Consider the following 14919-nt stretch of genomic DNA (forward strand, 5'->3'; position numbering starts at 1 on the left):
CGCATGATAAATGCAAATGAGAAACATTTCTATTCGCATTGATGATCACCCGGCTCTCTCGACACCGCTTGCGTCCCGCATGACCCGATGCTGCCCACTCCGGCGCACACATGATTGACAATCTACATGTTGTATAACAACAATAGCCATACCTCCGTCGAGACGGCCGCAGTGGGCGGCGCTTTCTTTCGACGCCTCGCCTCACCGCAACGGAACATCCATGAGCGACGACCAACTGACCGCGCAACCGTATCGCCTCGAGCATCGAGACCCTCTGCGTTGCGCCGTCGGCGAGAGCCCGGTCTGGCGCGCATCGCAACGCGCGCTGTACTGGGTGGACATCCCGGCGCAAGCCATCGTGCGTTATGAGCTAACGCGCGCGCGACGCACGCGCTGGACCTTGCCGGAGCGCGTGGGCTGCATCGCGTTCGATGCCGTCGGCACCGTGTTGGCCGCCTTGGAGACAGGTCTATTCGCGGTCGAGCTAGGCGAAGTCGAAACCGAAGGCCAATCCGCAAATCACGAAAACGCGAACGAACACATCGGCACCGCGACGATTCGCCGCCTAGCCCGGGTCGAGCACGACGCCGAGTGCATGCGCTTCAACGATGGGCGGTGCGATCGCCAGGGCCGCTTCTGGGCCGGCACGATGGTGCAGGACGCAACGCAGCCCCACCCCGCCGGCAAGCTCTATCGATACGGCGCACAAACGGGCCTCTCCGCCCCGATCGTCGCGGGCCTGTGCACGCAAAACGGCCTGGCTTGGTCGCCCGACGGCCGCACTATGTATCTCTCCGATTCGCACACCTCGAGCCGGCTCATTTGGGCGTTCGACTACGACGTGGACGACGGCTTGCCGACGAACCGCCGCGTCTTCGCCGATTTGCACGACTACGCGGGCCGCCCGGACGGCGCGGCGATCGACGCCGACGGCTGTTATTGGACCTGCGCAAACGACGCCGGCCTGCTGCTACGCTTTACGCCCGACGGCCGCCTCGATCGCAAGCTCGCGTTGCCGGCCGCCAAGCCGTCGATGTGCGCATTCGGCGGCGACGGCCTCGACACGCTATTCGTCACCACCATCTGCCCGAACCCCGTCGGCGAGCACGACGGCTATGTCTTCGCGCTGCATCCGGGGGTGCGCGGCTTACCCGAACCGGAGTTCGGCGGCACCTTGTAGCCGCCGCTTCACCGACAGGTCCCCGGGGCACAATCGAGCGGCACGCTATGATTTCCGACTTGCCGTGACTTACAATCGGTCACACTCATGACAACTCATCCCACCACGCCCCAAATGGCCGAGCAGAAGGCGCCGCGCATGCCGGCGCGCATTTACAGCGATATCCTCAACCGCATCATCGATGGCGAGTACAAGGAAGGGGAACGGCTGCCGACCGAGCACGCGCTGGCCGAGCGTTTCGCAACCTCTCGGCCGACCGTGCGCGAAGCGCTCGCGCAGTTGCGCGCCGACGGCATCATCGCCACGCGCCACGGGTCGGGCACGACCGTCGTCCGGCGCCCCGATCCGGACGTGCGCCGATTCGCGCCGCTCGAGACACTCTCGGACATTCGCCGCTGCTACGAATACCGCGTGGTGATCGAATCCGGCGCGGCCGCGCTCGCCGCCGAAAAGGCCGAGGAAGACGACATCGCCGCGATTCAGCACGAATGGGACAACCTGCAAACGATCGTCGAAACGTCGGGTATCGGTGCAAAGGACGACTTCGCGTTTCACCTCGCCGTCGCACGCGCATCGAAAAACCAATTTTTCGTGGCTGCGCTGTCGTCCATCCAAGAGCAGATGGTCTTCAGCATGAACCTGTCGCGCAACCTCTCGCTCGTGAAGTCGATTGAACGGCAACGCGTCGTGCAGCAGGAACACCTCGAAGTGTTGCAAGCGATCGCCGCACGCGATCCGCAACGCGCGACCCGCGCCATGCGCGATCACCTAGAACACGCGCTGAGCCGCATGTTCGGTTCCTGACGCGCGCCGATCCCCCTTCCCTTCCTTCCTAATCGCGCGGTCCCGTACCTAGGGAAACCCCTGGGTTCACGGCGATTTGCTTGACAACTTTGATCACTTCGCCGACGATGTCTTACATGGTCGGCGGCACGGGCGCGTCGGCGTCGAACCGATGCGCGCTAGATATCCCTTGCCTTCGACGCTTCGCTTCGCAAGCGATTAGGATCGTCCTCCGATCCGGCCGCTCCCCCAAGAGACACGAGATGACGAAACTCTGCGCGAACCTCACCATGCTGTTCGGCGAGGTCGATTTTATGGAACGCTTTGCTCAAGCCGCCCATGCCGGCTTCAAGGGCGTCGAATTCCTGTTCCCCTACGCATACGACAAGCACCAGCTCGCCGAGCAACTGCATGTGCACGGCCTGAAGCAAGTGCTGCACAACTTGCCTGCGGGCAATTGGGCCGGCGGCGAACGCGGCATCGCCTGCCTGCCCGATCGCGTCGGAGAGTTCCAAGACGGCGTGGGCACGGCCATCGAATACGCGCAAGCGCTCGGTTGCACGCAACTGAATGTATTGGCCGGGATTGCGCCGGTCGGCGTGGCGCCCGATACGATCTGCGAAACGTTCGTCGCGAACGTGGAGTTCGCTGCTCGCGCGCTGGCTGCCGCCGGCATCCGCCTCTTGATCGAACCGATCAATACCTACGACATCCCGGGCTTTTACGTCAGCCATTCGCAGCAAGCGATCAATCTGATCGAAGCTAGCGCGAGCGAGAACGTCTTCTTGCAGTACGACATCTATCACATGCAGCGCATGGAGGGCGAGCTCGCCGCCACGATCGAACGGCATCTGCCGAAGATCGCCCACATGCAACTCGCGGACAACCCCGGCCGCCACGAACCGGGCACCGGCGAGATCAACTATCCGTTCCTGTTCGCGCACCTCGAGACGCTCGGCTACGACGGTTGGATCGGCTGCGAATACAAGCCGGCGACGACGACGGCCGCCGGCCTGCACTGGGCCGCGGACTATCTCTAACCGAGCGCGCGAGCACTCCCGCGAGGACAAACGCAATGAGCAAGATCGGCTTTATCGGCCTCGGCATCATGGGCGCGCCCATGGCCGGCAATCTCCTGAAGGGCGGGCACGAACTCTATGCGCATACGCGCCGGCAAGTGCCGGGCGAACTGATCGCCGCCGGCGCCCATGCCTGCGAGAGCGCGAAAGCCGTGGCTCACGCGGCCGACATCGTCGTCACCATGCTGCCCGACACGGCCGATGTGGAGAAGGTGTTGTTCGGTGAAAACGGCGTGGCGCAAGGGCTCTCACCGGGCAAGCTCGTCATCGACATGAGCTCGATCTCGCCGCTCGCCACGCGCGAGTTCGCCCGCCGCATCGAGGCGCTCGGTTGCGACTACCTCGACGCGCCGGTATCGGGCGGCGAGGTCGGCGCGAAAGCGGCCACGCTGACGATCATGGTTGGCGGTTCGCAAGAAGCGTTCGCGCGCGCCAAGCCGCTTTTCGAACTGATGGGCCGCAACATCACGCTCGTCGGCGGCAACGGCGACGGGCAAACGGCGAAGGTCGCCAATCAAATCATCGTCGCGCTGACGATCGAAGCGGTCGGCGAAGCACTGACGTTTGCCGCGAAGGCCGGCGCCGATCCGGCCAAAGTGCGCGAGGCGCTGATGGGGGGCTTCGCATCGTCGCGCGTGCTCGAGGTCCACGGCGAACGCATGATCAAGCGCACCTTCGAGCCGGGATTTCGAATCGAACTGCATCAGAAGGATCTGAACCTCGCGCTCGATAGTGCCCGCAGCCTGGCCATGGCGCTGCCCAATACCGCGAGCACGCAGCAGCTATTCAGCGCTTGCGTCGCCCAAGGCGGTCGCGGTTGGGATCATTCCGCGATCGTGCGGGCGCTCGAGCAATTGGCGAACTTCTCGCCCGAACAAGCGGCGCGCACAGCCGACGTAAGAGCGTAGAGCGGCGCGCGCTCCCCTCTTTCAAGCCCCTTCGACAAGGATTCGTATCGTGAAGAAAGTTGCATTGACCGGTGCGGCAGGCCAACTCGGCCGCGTGTTGCGCAAAACGCTGCTCGAGCGCGGCGTGAACCTGCGATCGGCGGCGGGCACGAAACCGCTCGAGCCGCTCGTGGACGGCGAAGACGTCATGCACGGCGATCTGCGCGATGCCGCGGTCGTCGATCGATTGCTCGCAGGCGTGGACGTGCTGATTCACATGGCCGGTACCAGCGTGGAGCGCCCGTTGCCCGAGATCATCGAGAACAACCTGCGCGCGCTCGTCGAAGTGTATGAAGGCGCGCGCCGCCATGGCACGCGCCGCATCGTTTTCGCGAGCTCGAATCACGCGGTCGGCATGCACCCCGTCGAATCGAAACTCGCGCTCGATTGCGACTTTCGTCCCGACGGGTTTTACGGCCTGAGTAAGATGTGGGGCGAAGGTCTCGCTCGCTTGTACTGGGACAAGCACGGTATCGAAAGCGTATGCATCCGCATCGGCAGTTGCATCGAAAAGCCCACGGAGTTTCGCCATCTGAGCACGTGGCTGGGTTTCGACGACCTGCTGCAGTTGATCGAGCGCTCGATCGACACGCCCGATCTCGGCTTCGAGGTGGTGTGGGGCGTGTCGGCCAATACGCGCAGCTACTGGGACAACGCGGGGGCTGCGCGCCTAAACTATCGACCAACCCAGAACGCCGAAGACTACGCGTCCGAGATCCTCGCCAAGCCGAACGCGATGGACAGCGTCGGCCAACGCTATCAAGGCGGTAGCTTCGCAAGCTACGATTTCTCGCGGCAGGCGCCCGGCGCCGCGCCGCGCTGAGCGTATTTCCTTCGACCTCACCGGGGATCGTCGATGCAACTGCCCGAAAATCGTTTCAAGCGCGCGCTCGCCGCACACGAACAGCAAATCGGTTTGTGGTCGAGCCTCGCCAGCCCCCTCTCGGTCGAGTTGCTGGCCGGCGCCGGCTTCGATTGGCTCGTGCTCGACATGGAGCACGCGCCCAACGAGTTGCCGATGGTCGTGAGCCAGTTGCAGGCGATGGCCGCCTACCCAACGCATCCCGTCGTCCGCCCGCCGTGGAACGATATGGTGGCGATCAAGCGTTTGCTCGACGCCGGCGTGCAGACGCTGCTGATTCCGTACGTCGAAACCGAAGCGCAAGCGCGCGACGCCGTCGCGTTCACGCGCTACCCGCCGCAAGGCGTGCGCGGCTACGCGTCGGGGGCGCGCGGCTCAGGCTACGGGCGTATCGCCGATTACGCCAAGCATTGCGCCGACGAGCTATGCGTCCTCGTGCAAGTGGAAAGCCGCCTCGGACTCGAAAATCTCGAACGGATCGCGGCCGTCGAGGGCGTCGACGGCGTGTTCGTCGGGCCCGGCGACCTCGCGGCGGCGCTCGGCCACGCGGGCGATATCGCCCATCCCGAAGTACAAGCGACGATCGAGCAGACGATCGAACGCATCGTCGCAGCCGGAAAACCCGCGGGTATCTTGACGCCGAACGAGACGTTCGCGCGCCGCTACATCGAATTGGGGTGCTTGTTTACAGCCGTCGGCTCCGACATCGGCATTCTCGGGCGCGGTGCCGACGCGCTCGCCGCGCGCTTCAAACCCGCCCGCTGAGCGCGCTCGTTCAGAAGACGGGATGCGCGTTGATCAAGCTCGGCAGCCAAGTCGAGAAGTACGGGAAATACGTGACGATGTTGATCGCGCTGAAGATCGCCAGGTAATACGGCCATGCGATCTTCGTCGTCTCACCGATCGACACGTCGCCGATCGCGCAGCCGATGAATTGCACCGAGCCGATCGGCGGATGCACGAGGCCGAGCGAGCAGTTCAGCAAAATCATGATCCCGAACTGCACGGGGCCGACACCGTAGTGCATCGCCATCGGCAAGAACAGCGGCGTCGTGATCAAGATGTGCGCGGCCATATCGACGAACGTGCCGAGGAACACCTGGATGATGTTGATGTAGAGCAGCATGAGCCAGGGCACCGTCGTCGCATGCTCGAGCAGATGTTCGATCGCATCGGGAATTTCGAGGTACGCCATCTGAAAGCGCAGCATGTTCGACACGCCGATCAGCAGCAGCACCACGCCGGTGGTGCGAGTCGCACGGGCGAGCGACACGCAAAGCTTCTTGAGCGTCATCGTCCGGTAGACGATGAAGGTCAATACGAGCGAATACGCTACCGCGATGGCGGCGGCCTCGGTCGCGGTCGCGATGCCCTTGGCAACGCACAGCAAGATGATGACGATGACGAGCAGCCCCGGCACCGCGCCGACGAACGACTTGGCCACCGCGAACCAGCCGGGAAAGATCGGCAGCTCGGAGGTGCCGTCGGCGCGGCGCGGAAAGCGATAGCGCACGGCCTGCCAGTACGCGGCCAGCAGCACGAAGCCCATGACCCACAGCACCGGCAGCAAACCCGAGAACAGCAGGTCGCCGATCGAGACGCCGGTGACCGAGTGCCCCGCGACGATGCCCGTGATCCCTTGCGCGGCAAGCGCATAGATGATCATGTTCGTCGAAGTGGGCATCAATGCGCCCGCGAGCGATGCATGGGTCGTGACGTTCACGGCGTAAGCGGCGCTATACCCCTCGCGCTTCATGAGCGGAATGACCACGCCGCCCATCGCCGACGTATCGGCCGTGGGCGAGCCCGAGACGCCGCCGAACAGCGTGCAGGCGACGACGTTGGCCATCCCCAGGCCGCCGCGGAAATGCCCGACGGTGGCTTGCGCGAAGCGCAAAATCCGGTCGGCGATCCCGCCGTGCAACATCAACTCGCCGGACAGGATGAAGAACGGCACGGCGAGAAACGAGAAGGCGTTGATGCCGGAAACCATCGCTTGCATCGCGGTGGCGAGCGGCAGTCCCTCATGCAGATAGGTCAATACGCACGAAAGACCCAATGCGAACGAAACCGGCACTCCCAAGACGAGAAAGACGATAAAACTGACGACTAGGATCAAGAGTTCCATTTGAATCACGTCCGCTTTGGCGCGAAGAGCGCGAGCAAGCGCTCGATTGAGAAAAGGATCGTGCAGGCGCTGGCGACGAAGGGGATCGCATAGCGAACGGCCTCGGGCAATCCCAGAATCGGGATTCGATCGTCGATCGTGGTCATCGCCATTTCCTTGGTGCCGAAGCACACTGCGAGCGAAAACGCGACGAGGCAAAGCTGCTGCAGCGCCTCGAGCACGAGCCGCCCGCGCGGCGGCAATGCCTTGGCGAGCGAATCGAGGCCGATATGCCCGCCGTCGCGCACTTTGAGCGCCGCGCCCATGAAGGCCACCCCGAGCACCATCAGCAAACCGATCGGCTCGACGTAGTCGGGCGCGCTATCGAACACGTAGCGCATCACGACGCTGTACATGACGAGTACGCAAAGCACGGCCAGGCAAATCGAGGCAAGCACCGTGATCAAGAGCGCGACGATGCCGCTCGGACGCTTGATGAAGTTCATGGGTCGGTCTCTCATGCAAGACATGACGGCCCCTTGGGCGCATCGCGCACTTCATGCGTGCGGGACGCGCCTTTGAGGCGTCTATGCGCCGTTGAGCGCTTGAGCTTTGGAGCGTGCGGTTTCGGCGCTTACTTGGTCGAGACGATCTCGTCGACGATCTGCTTCATCGCCGGCGTCTTCTCGTACTTGGCCCAAACCGGCTGCATCGCTTTCACGAATCCCGCGCGATCGATCTGCGCCGCCGGCACGATCGTCACACCGGCCTTCTTGACCGTTTGCACCCCGTCGGACTCTTTGGCCACCCACAGCTTTTGGTAATACGGCACCGAATCGACCGCCGCCTTGCGGATGGCCTGCTGTTCTTGCGGCGTCAACGTGTCCCAAGTCTTCTTGGAGAAGACCACCACTTCGGGCGTCATCGAATGCTCGGTCTCGGAGAAGTCCGGCGCGACCTCATAGTGCTTCGTTTCGACGTACGACGGAATGTTGTTCTCGGCCGCATCGACGAGTCCCGTCTTCAACCCCGTATACACCTCGGAGAACGGCATCGGCGTGGGCGTACCGCCCATCGCCTTGATTTCGTCGACCATCAGATCGGACGGTTGGACCCGCACCTTCATGCCCTTCATGTCGGCCGGCGAGTGGATCGCCTTCTTGCCGTAGATCGAGCGCGCGCCGCTCTCGTAGAACGTCAGCGCAACCATCCCCTTGGCGGCGAACGCATCGAGAATCTTCTGTCCTATCGGGCCATACATGACCTTGCGGAAATGGTCGATGTCGCGGAACAAGAACGGCAGCGACGGGATCATCGATTCGGGAACGATATCGTTGAAGGCCGCCGCGTTGGCGCGAACCATATCGATCGCGCCGATCCGAACCTGATCGATCGTGTCGTTTTCCGAACCGAGCGCGCTATTGCCGAACACCTTCAGACTGTCCTTGCCGCCTGTGGCCTTCGAGATTTCGTCCCCCATGAACTTCAACGCCATCGTGGTCGGGAACGTATCGCTATGCACGTCGGCCGCGCGAAACACGCGAGCCTGCGCCGTTCCTGCCGCCAATGCGAGGCACGAGGCAGCCAGCGCCATGGCGACACTGGACAGGGCGAATTTCCGTTTCATTTTCTGATCTCCTCGGGATATGGATCGTCTACTGATTGCGCGAAGGCCCTTCTCGTCGTTGTCTACAGAGTCCGACGAAAAATCCGACGAAACGAGCTCGCGACTGACATCTTTATTGCTATTGGCCATGTTGTCTTACAATGTAGATGATTGTATTGACATGTCATGGACTTGCGGCCTAGTACATACCCGGGGGCAGGGCGCCTTGCTCGCCACCGCCCGCCGGGAGGCCGCCCGAATCAGAACTGGTGGTTGATGCCGAGCGTCGCGGCGAACTGGCTGCGCGTGGCCGAGGCCGATTGCTCGCCGATGCTCGCGGTTGCGTTCACCGCCTTGCCGCTCGTGCTCAACGTTTGGCCGTTGGCGTGCTGATACGCCTCGAGCACGTAGATGCGCGTGTGCTTGGACAGGCTGTAAAGCTGCGTCAAGTTCACTTGCTGATAGCTGGCCGCGTCTTGAATTCCGTTGGCCTTGGTGGCGCGTGTGTAGCTGTAGCCGGCCGCGAGGTCCCAGGCCGAGGCGGGACGGAAATGCAGCACGACGCCGCCCGTATTGAAGATCGCCTTGTCCGTGAAGCCGGAGCTGATGCCCGGCAGGTACTGCACGTTCGAATACGTTGCCGAAACATCCCACTGCGGGCTGAACTTGTAGCCGCCCGTCACGGCGAAGCGCTGTTGCGCGGCGGCGTTCTGATAGCCGTTGGTGATGCTCGAGACGCCTTGCTCGCCCGTCCCGGAATAGGCCGTCGAACTCGTGCTCCATGCGCCGCCGCCATTCGTCGCGTTATTGAAGCGCGCGAAGCCGACCGCGATACCGGCCGAACCCATCAGGTATTGCGCGGCCACGCTCCAGGTGGAGCCGGCATTGAAGCTGCCTGCCACACCGCCGAGCGCGTACATGCCGCTCACCTTGAATCCGCCGAACGACGGCGAGGTATAGACGAGCCCGTTGTTCACGCGATAGTCGGTATCGAGCGCGTCGAGGTCGCCCGGATGCGCGCCGTAGGCGCCCGTCAGCCAAGTCGTCGGGCTGTACGGCGAGAGCATCGTGTAGTAAGGCGTGTACTGACGGCCCGCCGTGAACGTACCGAATTTTGCGTTGTCGAGGCCGACCCACGACGCGCGGTTGAACGCGAGGCCGCTCTTGCCCATCGTGCCGTTATCGAGGTTGAAGCCCTCTTCGAGCTTGAAGATCGTCTTCGTGCCGCCGCCCAGATCCTCGCTGCCGGTGAGGCCGAAGCGTTCGCCGCCCCACACGCCTTCGAGCATCTTCACGACGGACTTGCCGCCCGAGGTCGCGCCCGTGGAGGGCGCTTGGTTGCTCAGGTAGCCGATGCCGGTATCGACGATGCCGTAGAGCGTGACGCTCGATTGCGCGAATGCGCCGGTGCTCGCGAGCACCGCCGCCGCGCCGGCGAGCGTGAGCGTGGCTTGTTTATAGTGCTTCATCAAATCTCCTGGTCTTTGTTGGACTTATCGCGGCGCGTTTGCATTGCCGCTCGATACCGCCTGGCCGCCGCACGGCGCCAGTCACTGCTTTAACCGCTCCCGATCGATCGAAGCGTGCGTGCCAGTCGTCTTTTCATTAGGAGTCCTAATAACATGACGCGGGGCCCCGCGCCGCCGGAGCACGCGCGCCTGCCTCCTGCAGGCGCACCCATCCCGAACCGCTTCGATGCGAGGGAGCCCGTTCGGCGTACGCGTCGAACGGGCGAACCTAGCTGTTAGTGAATCTCCGGCTCGCCGCCGCTGCCGCCGCAACTCGCCCCTTGCGCGCCTTCGCGTTGCAGGAAGTCGAAATCGCAGCCTTTATCGGCTTGCATGACGTGGATTTGATGCATCGCGCCGTAGCCGCGCGTAAAGCGCGGCGCGGGCGGCACCCACGCGGCCTTGCGGCGCGCAAGCTCCTCGTCGCCGATCAGGACGTTCAGCTTGCGGGCAGGCACGTCGAGTTCGATCAGATCGCCGTCGCGCACGAGCGCGAGCGGACCGCCGATGAACGATTCGGGCGCCACGTGCAGCACGCACGCGCCGTAGCTCGTGCCGCTCATGCGCGCGTCGGAGATGCGCACCATATCGCGCACGCCCTTTTGCAGCAGCTTCTTCGGAATCGGCAATTGGCCCCATTCCGGCATGCCGGGCGCGCCCACGGGGCCAGCATGCTGGAGCACGATGACGCACTGGTCGTCGATGTCGAGCGCGTCGTCGTCGATACGGGCCGCCATGTCGTTGTAGTCCTTGAATACGACGGCGCGTCCCGTATGCACGTGCAGCTTCGGGTCGGCCGCGCCGGGCTTGATCACCGCACCGTCAGGTGCCAAGTTGCCGCGCAGCACCGCGAGCCCCGTATCGGGCATGACGGGAGCCGCGATCCGGCGGATGACTTCGTCGTTGAAGATCTCGGCGTCCGCGATGTTTTCACCGAGGGTCTTGCCGTTGACCGTGCGCTGCGTGCCGTCGATCAGCTCGCCGAGTTCCTTGAGCATCGCGCGCAAACCGCCCGCGTAATAGAAGTCTTCCATCAGGTACTGGCCGGTCGGGCGGATATTCGCGAGCACGGGCGTGCGCCGCGACAGATCGTCGTAGTGCCCGAGCGTGAGCGGGATACCCGCGCGGCGCGCGAGCGCGATCATGTGCACGATCGCATTCGTCGAACCGGACAGCGCGAGACACGTCGTGACGGCGTTGTCGACCGACTTGCCGGTGATGATGTCGGAGGGCTTGAGGTCTTCCCACACCATGTCGACGATGCGCATGCCCGTTTTCGCGGCCATTTGCGCGTGGCGCGAATCGGCGGCCGGAATCGATGCGAAGCCCGGCAACGTAAAGCCGAGCGCTTCCGCAGCGCTCGTCATCGTCGAGGCGGTGCCCATCGTCATGCAATGCCCGGGCGAACGCGCGATGCCGCCCTCGACGCCCTTCCAGTCGTCCTCGGTGATCTTGCCCGCGCGCAGGTCGGCCCAATACTTCCACGTATCCGAACCGGAGCCGAGCGTACGGCCATTCCAATTGCCGTTGAGCATCGGGCCGGCGGGTAGGAAGATCGCGGGCAAGTCCATCGAAATCGCGCCCATCAGCAGCGCGGGCGTGGTCTTGTCGCAGCCGCCCATCAGCACGACGCCGTCCGCCGGGTACGAGCGCAACGTTTCCTCGACTTCCATCGCGAGGAAATTGCGGTACAGCATCGTCGTGGGCTTTTGGAACGGCTCAGAGAGGGTTTGCACGGGCAGCTCGATCGGAAAGCCGCCCGCCTGCCAAATCCCGCGCTTCACTTCCTCCACGCGCACCTTGAAGTGCGTGTGGCATGGATTGATCTCGCTCCACGTGTTCAGGATCGCGATCACGGGCTTGCCCGCATATTCCTCGCGGCTATAGCCCATCTGTGCGCTGCGCGAGCGATGGCCGAACGAACGCAGATCGTTCACGCCGTACCAGCGGTGGCTGCGCAGCTCTTCGGGTTTCTTTCTGTTCGTGCTCACTTCGTGCCACTCCGCAATACTGAATCAGTGAAAATGCCGGCCACCGAACGCCGCCGTCAGCGGCGCGCGAGCTCGCCGTCGCGCACGCGCCAAAGACCCAGCGGGTTTTCGTCGCGCAGCGCCACCGGCATGAGTGCCTGGGGCAAATCTTGGTAGCACACCGGGCGCAGGAACCGCTCGATCGCCATAGCGCCAACCGAGGTCGTGCGCGCATCGGACGTTGCCGGAAATGGGCCGCCGTGCACCATCGCATACGTTACCTCGACGCCCGTCGGAAATCCGTTCGCGAGAATCCGCCCTACCTTGCGTTCCAGCGTCGGCATGAGCTGCGCCGCGAGCACATAGTCCGCTTCGTCGATGTGCAGCGTAGCCGTCAATTGCCCTTCGAGGCACTCGGCCACGCGCAGCAGCTCGTCGGCGTCGCGGCATTGCACGATCAGCGAAGCCGGGCCGAAGATTTCGTCCTGCAGGTGCGGGTTCGCGAGAAACTCGGCCGCGCTCGTCTTGAACAGCGCAGGGCGCCCGGCGCATTGCGCGTCGCTCGCGGCGCCATCGGCCAGGCGCGTGACGCCGGGGCTCTTCGCACGCGCATCGATGCCGCTTCGATAAGCCGCCGCAATGCCGGCGGTCAACATCGTTTGGGCGCTTTTCGCTTCGAGCGCGCGGGCGGCGGCATCGACGAATGCGTCCAATGCCCCACCCTCGATCGCGATCACGAGCCCCGGGTTCGTGCAGAACTGGCCGACGCCGAGCGTCAACGAATCGACGAAACCGCGAGCCAGCGCATCCGTGCGCGCGCGAAGCGCTGCGGGCAGCACGAACATCGGGTTCACACTGCTCATCTCCGCATAAACGGGAATCGGCTCGCGCCGCGACGCAGCGATGCGCATCAGGGCCAAACCGCCGCCGCGCGAACCGGTGAAACCGACCGCCTTGATCGCGGGATGCGCGACGAGGGCCTCGCCGATCGCGTTGCCCGCGCCGATCACGAGCGAGAACACGCCCTCAGGCAAGCCGAGATCTGCCACCGCTTTTTGAATGACCCGGCCGACCAGTTCGGACGTGCCCAAATGGGCCGGATGCGCTTTGACGACGACGGGACACCCGGCCGCCAGCGCCGATGCCGTGTCCCCACCTGCGACCGAAAATGCGAGCGGAAAGTTGCTGGCGCCGAATACGGCTACCGGGCCGAGCCCGATACGCTGCGCGCGCAAATCGGGGCGCGGCGCCGGCGTACGCTCGGGCATTGCGGAATCGAGCACCGCGCCGCACCAGCGTCCGTCGCGCACGAGTTGCGCGAAGAGCTTGAGTTGGCCAATCGTGCGTGCGCGCTCGCCTTCGAGGCGGGCCTTGGGCAACGCCGATTCCGCCTGCGCGCGCTCGATGAGCATATCGCCCAGCGCGGCGATGTGCTCGGCGATCAGCTCGAGCAACCGTGCACGCGTCTCGAGCGGCGCCGCCCTGAACGGATCGAAGGCCGCGGCCGCCAATGCGCACGCGCGCTCCACCTCGGCCACGCCGCCCATTCCGAAGGACGGTTCGATCTCGGCGTTACGCGCGGGATCGAACGCACGCATCGTTCCTTGCGTCCCTCTTACCGAAGACGCGCCCAACAACATCTCGCCAGCAATGCGCATAGTCGCCCGTCCCTACTCGTCAAGCGCCGTTTGCGGCACGCAAGGCTTGCTCGAACGCGAGCAATGCCTGGGCCGCGGCGCGCACCGCGTCGTGGTGCTGCTTCGGCGTTTCGCTGAGCAAAGGCAGAATCGCGCCCATATCGGCCACGCCCGAGAACGTCACGGCGTCATGCAACACGCGGATCAACGAGATGTCGTCACGCAACGTTTCGAGCGGCATGAACGCATCGTAGAGGCGCTGTGCATCGGCGGCACGCGACTCGCGCACGGCGCGCATGAGTTCGGTCACGGCGCGCGAGGCGATACAGCCCGAGCCCGTCGTCCAGGCGGCCAAGCCGAAATCGCGCAGATGGATGACGGCCGGGCGCTCGCCCATGCCCGATACGACACGCGCCGGATTCACGCTTTGCAGCAGACGGCGCAGATACGGATCGTTCGACGGATCGTCGCGCTCGATCGCATATTTCACGGCGGAGAGCGTGCCACGGTCGACGAGCCGCGCGAGCGTATCGACGTCGACGTATTGCTCGCTTTTCACATACAGCGTGAGGGGAATGCCCGCCGTATCGGCGATGCGCGTAAGCCCCGACTCGACGCCGGCCGGCGTCGCGAAGTTCGCGAACGGCAGCACCATCGCCGTTCGGTAGGACGTCTGCGCGAGGATGCGGGCTTGATCGAGCATCTTGCCGTAGTCCGGGCCGATCGACGGAATCACACGGGTACCCGGTGCGGCGCTCTCGGCGAGCATGTCGAGCAATTCGCGATATTCGCTCACGGCGACGTGATAGAAGTTCGCGTTGCCGCCGTACAGCAGCGTGGTGACGCCGCCGGCTTCGATATGGCGAATCAGCTTTCGGTTTTCGGCGACATCGATCGACAAATCGGCGCGGCGCGCAAGCGGGGGCACCGCCATCACGGACGAGGCGAATTCGCTCTCGACAAGTGGGGACACGTTCATGGGGCCTCGAAACGAGTGTTTTGATGACTGACAGGCCGGACGGTATCACTGCAAAATCCATCTTGTCAAACAACATTGACGAGCTTGTCATGCCATTGACTAAACAAGCTCGCCCTCAGATCGACGTCACAGCCCCCGCCAAATGGTCATCGCTTGCCACCGAACCGCTGCAAGCTATCGTTTATGAGGTTTGACAACTATAAACTTGCATAACGAAAGCTTGTGCGCGTGGGCGCGGCTGCGCCGGGCCTGCCGCGTCTC

Annotated in this window: 14 protein-coding genes; 7 read left to right on the top strand and 7 right to left on the bottom strand. The window is 64.0% G+C overall.

From position 1 onward, the window contains the following. The first annotated feature begins 220 nt into the window (after positions 1-220). From C0Z18_RS28065 to C0Z18_RS28090, 6 genes are all read left to right on the top strand, one after another. A complete protein-coding gene (locus tag C0Z18_RS28065) occupies positions 221-1180 on the top strand; it encodes an SMP-30/gluconolactonase/LRE family protein (protein ID WP_102648710.1) in 960 nt (319 codons plus the stop codon). A gap of 87 nt (positions 1181-1267) precedes the next feature. Next, positions 1268-1984: a FadR/GntR family transcriptional regulator gene (locus tag C0Z18_RS28070; RefSeq protein WP_408647143.1), complete on the top strand. Its 717-nt coding sequence runs from the start codon at positions 1268-1270 to the stop codon at positions 1982-1984. 242 nt (positions 1985-2226) lie between these two features. Next, complete coding sequence (hyi, locus tag C0Z18_RS28075) at positions 2227-3003, top strand: hydroxypyruvate isomerase (RefSeq protein ID WP_102648712.1); 777 nt, start codon at positions 2227-2229, stop codon at positions 3001-3003. A 35-nt stretch (positions 3004-3038) separates the two neighbouring features. Next, on the top strand, positions 3039-3950 hold the full coding sequence (locus tag C0Z18_RS28080; RefSeq protein ID WP_102648713.1) for a 2-hydroxy-3-oxopropionate reductase: 912 nt from the start codon (positions 3039-3041) through the stop codon (positions 3948-3950). A 49-nt stretch (positions 3951-3999) separates the two neighbouring features. Then, entirely contained in the window at positions 4000-4812 is an 813-nt protein-coding gene (locus tag C0Z18_RS28085; protein ID WP_102648714.1) for an NAD-dependent epimerase/dehydratase family protein, read from the top strand. Positions 4813-4845: 33 nt separating this feature from the next. After that, positions 4846-5616 carry an HpcH/HpaI aldolase family protein gene (locus C0Z18_RS28090; RefSeq protein ID WP_102648715.1) on the top strand — a complete coding sequence of 257 codons (771 nt, stop codon included), beginning with the start codon at positions 4846-4848 and terminating at the stop codon, positions 5614-5616. A gap of 10 nt (positions 5617-5626) precedes the next feature. Here the strand turns inward: C0Z18_RS28090 and C0Z18_RS28095 are convergent, their stop codons facing one another. From C0Z18_RS28095 to C0Z18_RS28125, 7 genes are all read right to left on the bottom strand, one after another. Next, positions 5627-6979 (bottom strand): TRAP transporter large permease, encoded by a 1353-nt coding sequence (locus tag C0Z18_RS28095; RefSeq protein WP_102648761.1) that lies wholly within the window; start codon positions 6977-6979, stop codon positions 5627-5629. A 5-nt stretch (positions 6980-6984) separates the two neighbouring features. After that, entirely contained in the window at positions 6985-7464 is a 480-nt protein-coding gene (locus C0Z18_RS28100; protein WP_102648716.1) for a TRAP transporter small permease, read from the bottom strand. A 128-nt stretch (positions 7465-7592) separates the two neighbouring features. After that, positions 7593-8585 carry a TRAP transporter substrate-binding protein gene (locus tag C0Z18_RS28105; protein WP_102648717.1) on the bottom strand — a complete coding sequence of 331 codons (993 nt, stop codon included), beginning with the start codon at positions 8583-8585 and terminating at the stop codon, positions 7593-7595. Between the two features lie 239 nt (positions 8586-8824). Next, the gene (locus tag C0Z18_RS28110) at positions 8825-10033 is read right to left on the bottom strand and encodes a porin (protein WP_102648718.1); all 1209 of its coding nucleotides are present in this window, start codon (positions 10031-10033) and stop codon (positions 8825-8827) included. A gap of 275 nt (positions 10034-10308) precedes the next feature. Beyond that, positions 10309-12063: an L-arabinonate dehydratase gene (araD, locus tag C0Z18_RS28115; protein ID WP_102648719.1), complete on the bottom strand. Its 1755-nt coding sequence runs from the start codon at positions 12061-12063 to the stop codon at positions 10309-10311. 56 nt (positions 12064-12119) lie between these two features. Further along, positions 12120-13700, bottom strand: coding sequence for an aldehyde dehydrogenase (NADP(+)) (locus C0Z18_RS28120; RefSeq protein ID WP_102648720.1), 1581 nt, complete (start codon positions 13698-13700; stop codon positions 12120-12122). A gap of 19 nt (positions 13701-13719) precedes the next feature. Beyond that, on the bottom strand, positions 13720-14658 hold the full coding sequence (locus C0Z18_RS28125) for a dihydrodipicolinate synthase family protein (protein ID WP_102648721.1): 939 nt from the start codon (positions 14656-14658) through the stop codon (positions 13720-13722). Positions 14659-14681: 23 nt separating this feature from the next. Between C0Z18_RS28125 and C0Z18_RS33055 the strand changes: the two genes are divergently transcribed. Next, positions 14682-14852 carry a hypothetical protein gene (locus tag C0Z18_RS33055; RefSeq protein WP_158244321.1) on the top strand — a complete coding sequence of 57 codons (171 nt, stop codon included), beginning with the start codon at positions 14682-14684 and terminating at the stop codon, positions 14850-14852. The last annotated feature ends 67 nt before the right edge of the window (positions 14853-14919 follow it).

The organism is Trinickia dabaoshanensis, from assembly GCF_002879885.1.
GTDB lineage: Bacteria > Pseudomonadota > Gammaproteobacteria > Burkholderiales > Burkholderiaceae > Trinickia > Trinickia dabaoshanensis.

What these genes read in the sequence shown, in the direction of transcription:
- C0Z18_RS28125 (WP_102648721.1), bottom strand. Translation starts at nt 14,658, where the DNA reads ATGAACGTGTCCCCACTTGTCGAGAGCGAATTCGCCTCGTCCGTGATG.
- C0Z18_RS28070 (WP_408647143.1), top strand. Translation starts at nt 1,268, where the DNA reads ATGACAACTCATCCCACCACGCCCCAAATGGCCGAGCAGAAGGCGCCG.
- C0Z18_RS28065 (WP_102648710.1), top strand. Translation starts at nt 221, where the DNA reads ATGAGCGACGACCAACTGACCGCGCAACCGTATCGCCTCGAGCATCGA.
- hyi (WP_102648712.1), top strand. Translation starts at nt 2,227, where the DNA reads ATGACGAAACTCTGCGCGAACCTCACCATGCTGTTCGGCGAGGTCGAT.
- C0Z18_RS28110 (WP_102648718.1), bottom strand. Translation starts at nt 10,033, where the DNA reads ATGAAGCACTATAAACAAGCCACGCTCACGCTCGCCGGCGCGGCGGCG.
- C0Z18_RS28100 (WP_102648716.1), bottom strand. Translation starts at nt 7,464, where the DNA reads ATGAACTTCATCAAGCGTCCGAGCGGCATCGTCGCGCTCTTGATCACG.
- C0Z18_RS33055 (WP_158244321.1), top strand. Translation starts at nt 14,682, where the DNA reads ATGACTGACAGGCCGGACGGTATCACTGCAAAATCCATCTTGTCAAAC.
- C0Z18_RS28105 (WP_102648717.1), bottom strand. Translation starts at nt 8,585, where the DNA reads ATGAAACGGAAATTCGCCCTGTCCAGTGTCGCCATGGCGCTGGCTGCC.
- C0Z18_RS28090 (WP_102648715.1), top strand. Translation starts at nt 4,846, where the DNA reads ATGCAACTGCCCGAAAATCGTTTCAAGCGCGCGCTCGCCGCACACGAA.
- C0Z18_RS28080 (WP_102648713.1), top strand. Translation starts at nt 3,039, where the DNA reads ATGAGCAAGATCGGCTTTATCGGCCTCGGCATCATGGGCGCGCCCATG.
- C0Z18_RS28095 (WP_102648761.1), bottom strand. Translation starts at nt 6,979, where the DNA reads ATGGAACTCTTGATCCTAGTCGTCAGTTTTATCGTCTTTCTCGTCTTG.
- C0Z18_RS28120 (WP_102648720.1), bottom strand. Translation starts at nt 13,700, where the DNA reads ATGCGCATTGCTGGCGAGATGTTGTTGGGCGCGTCTTCGGTAAGAGGG.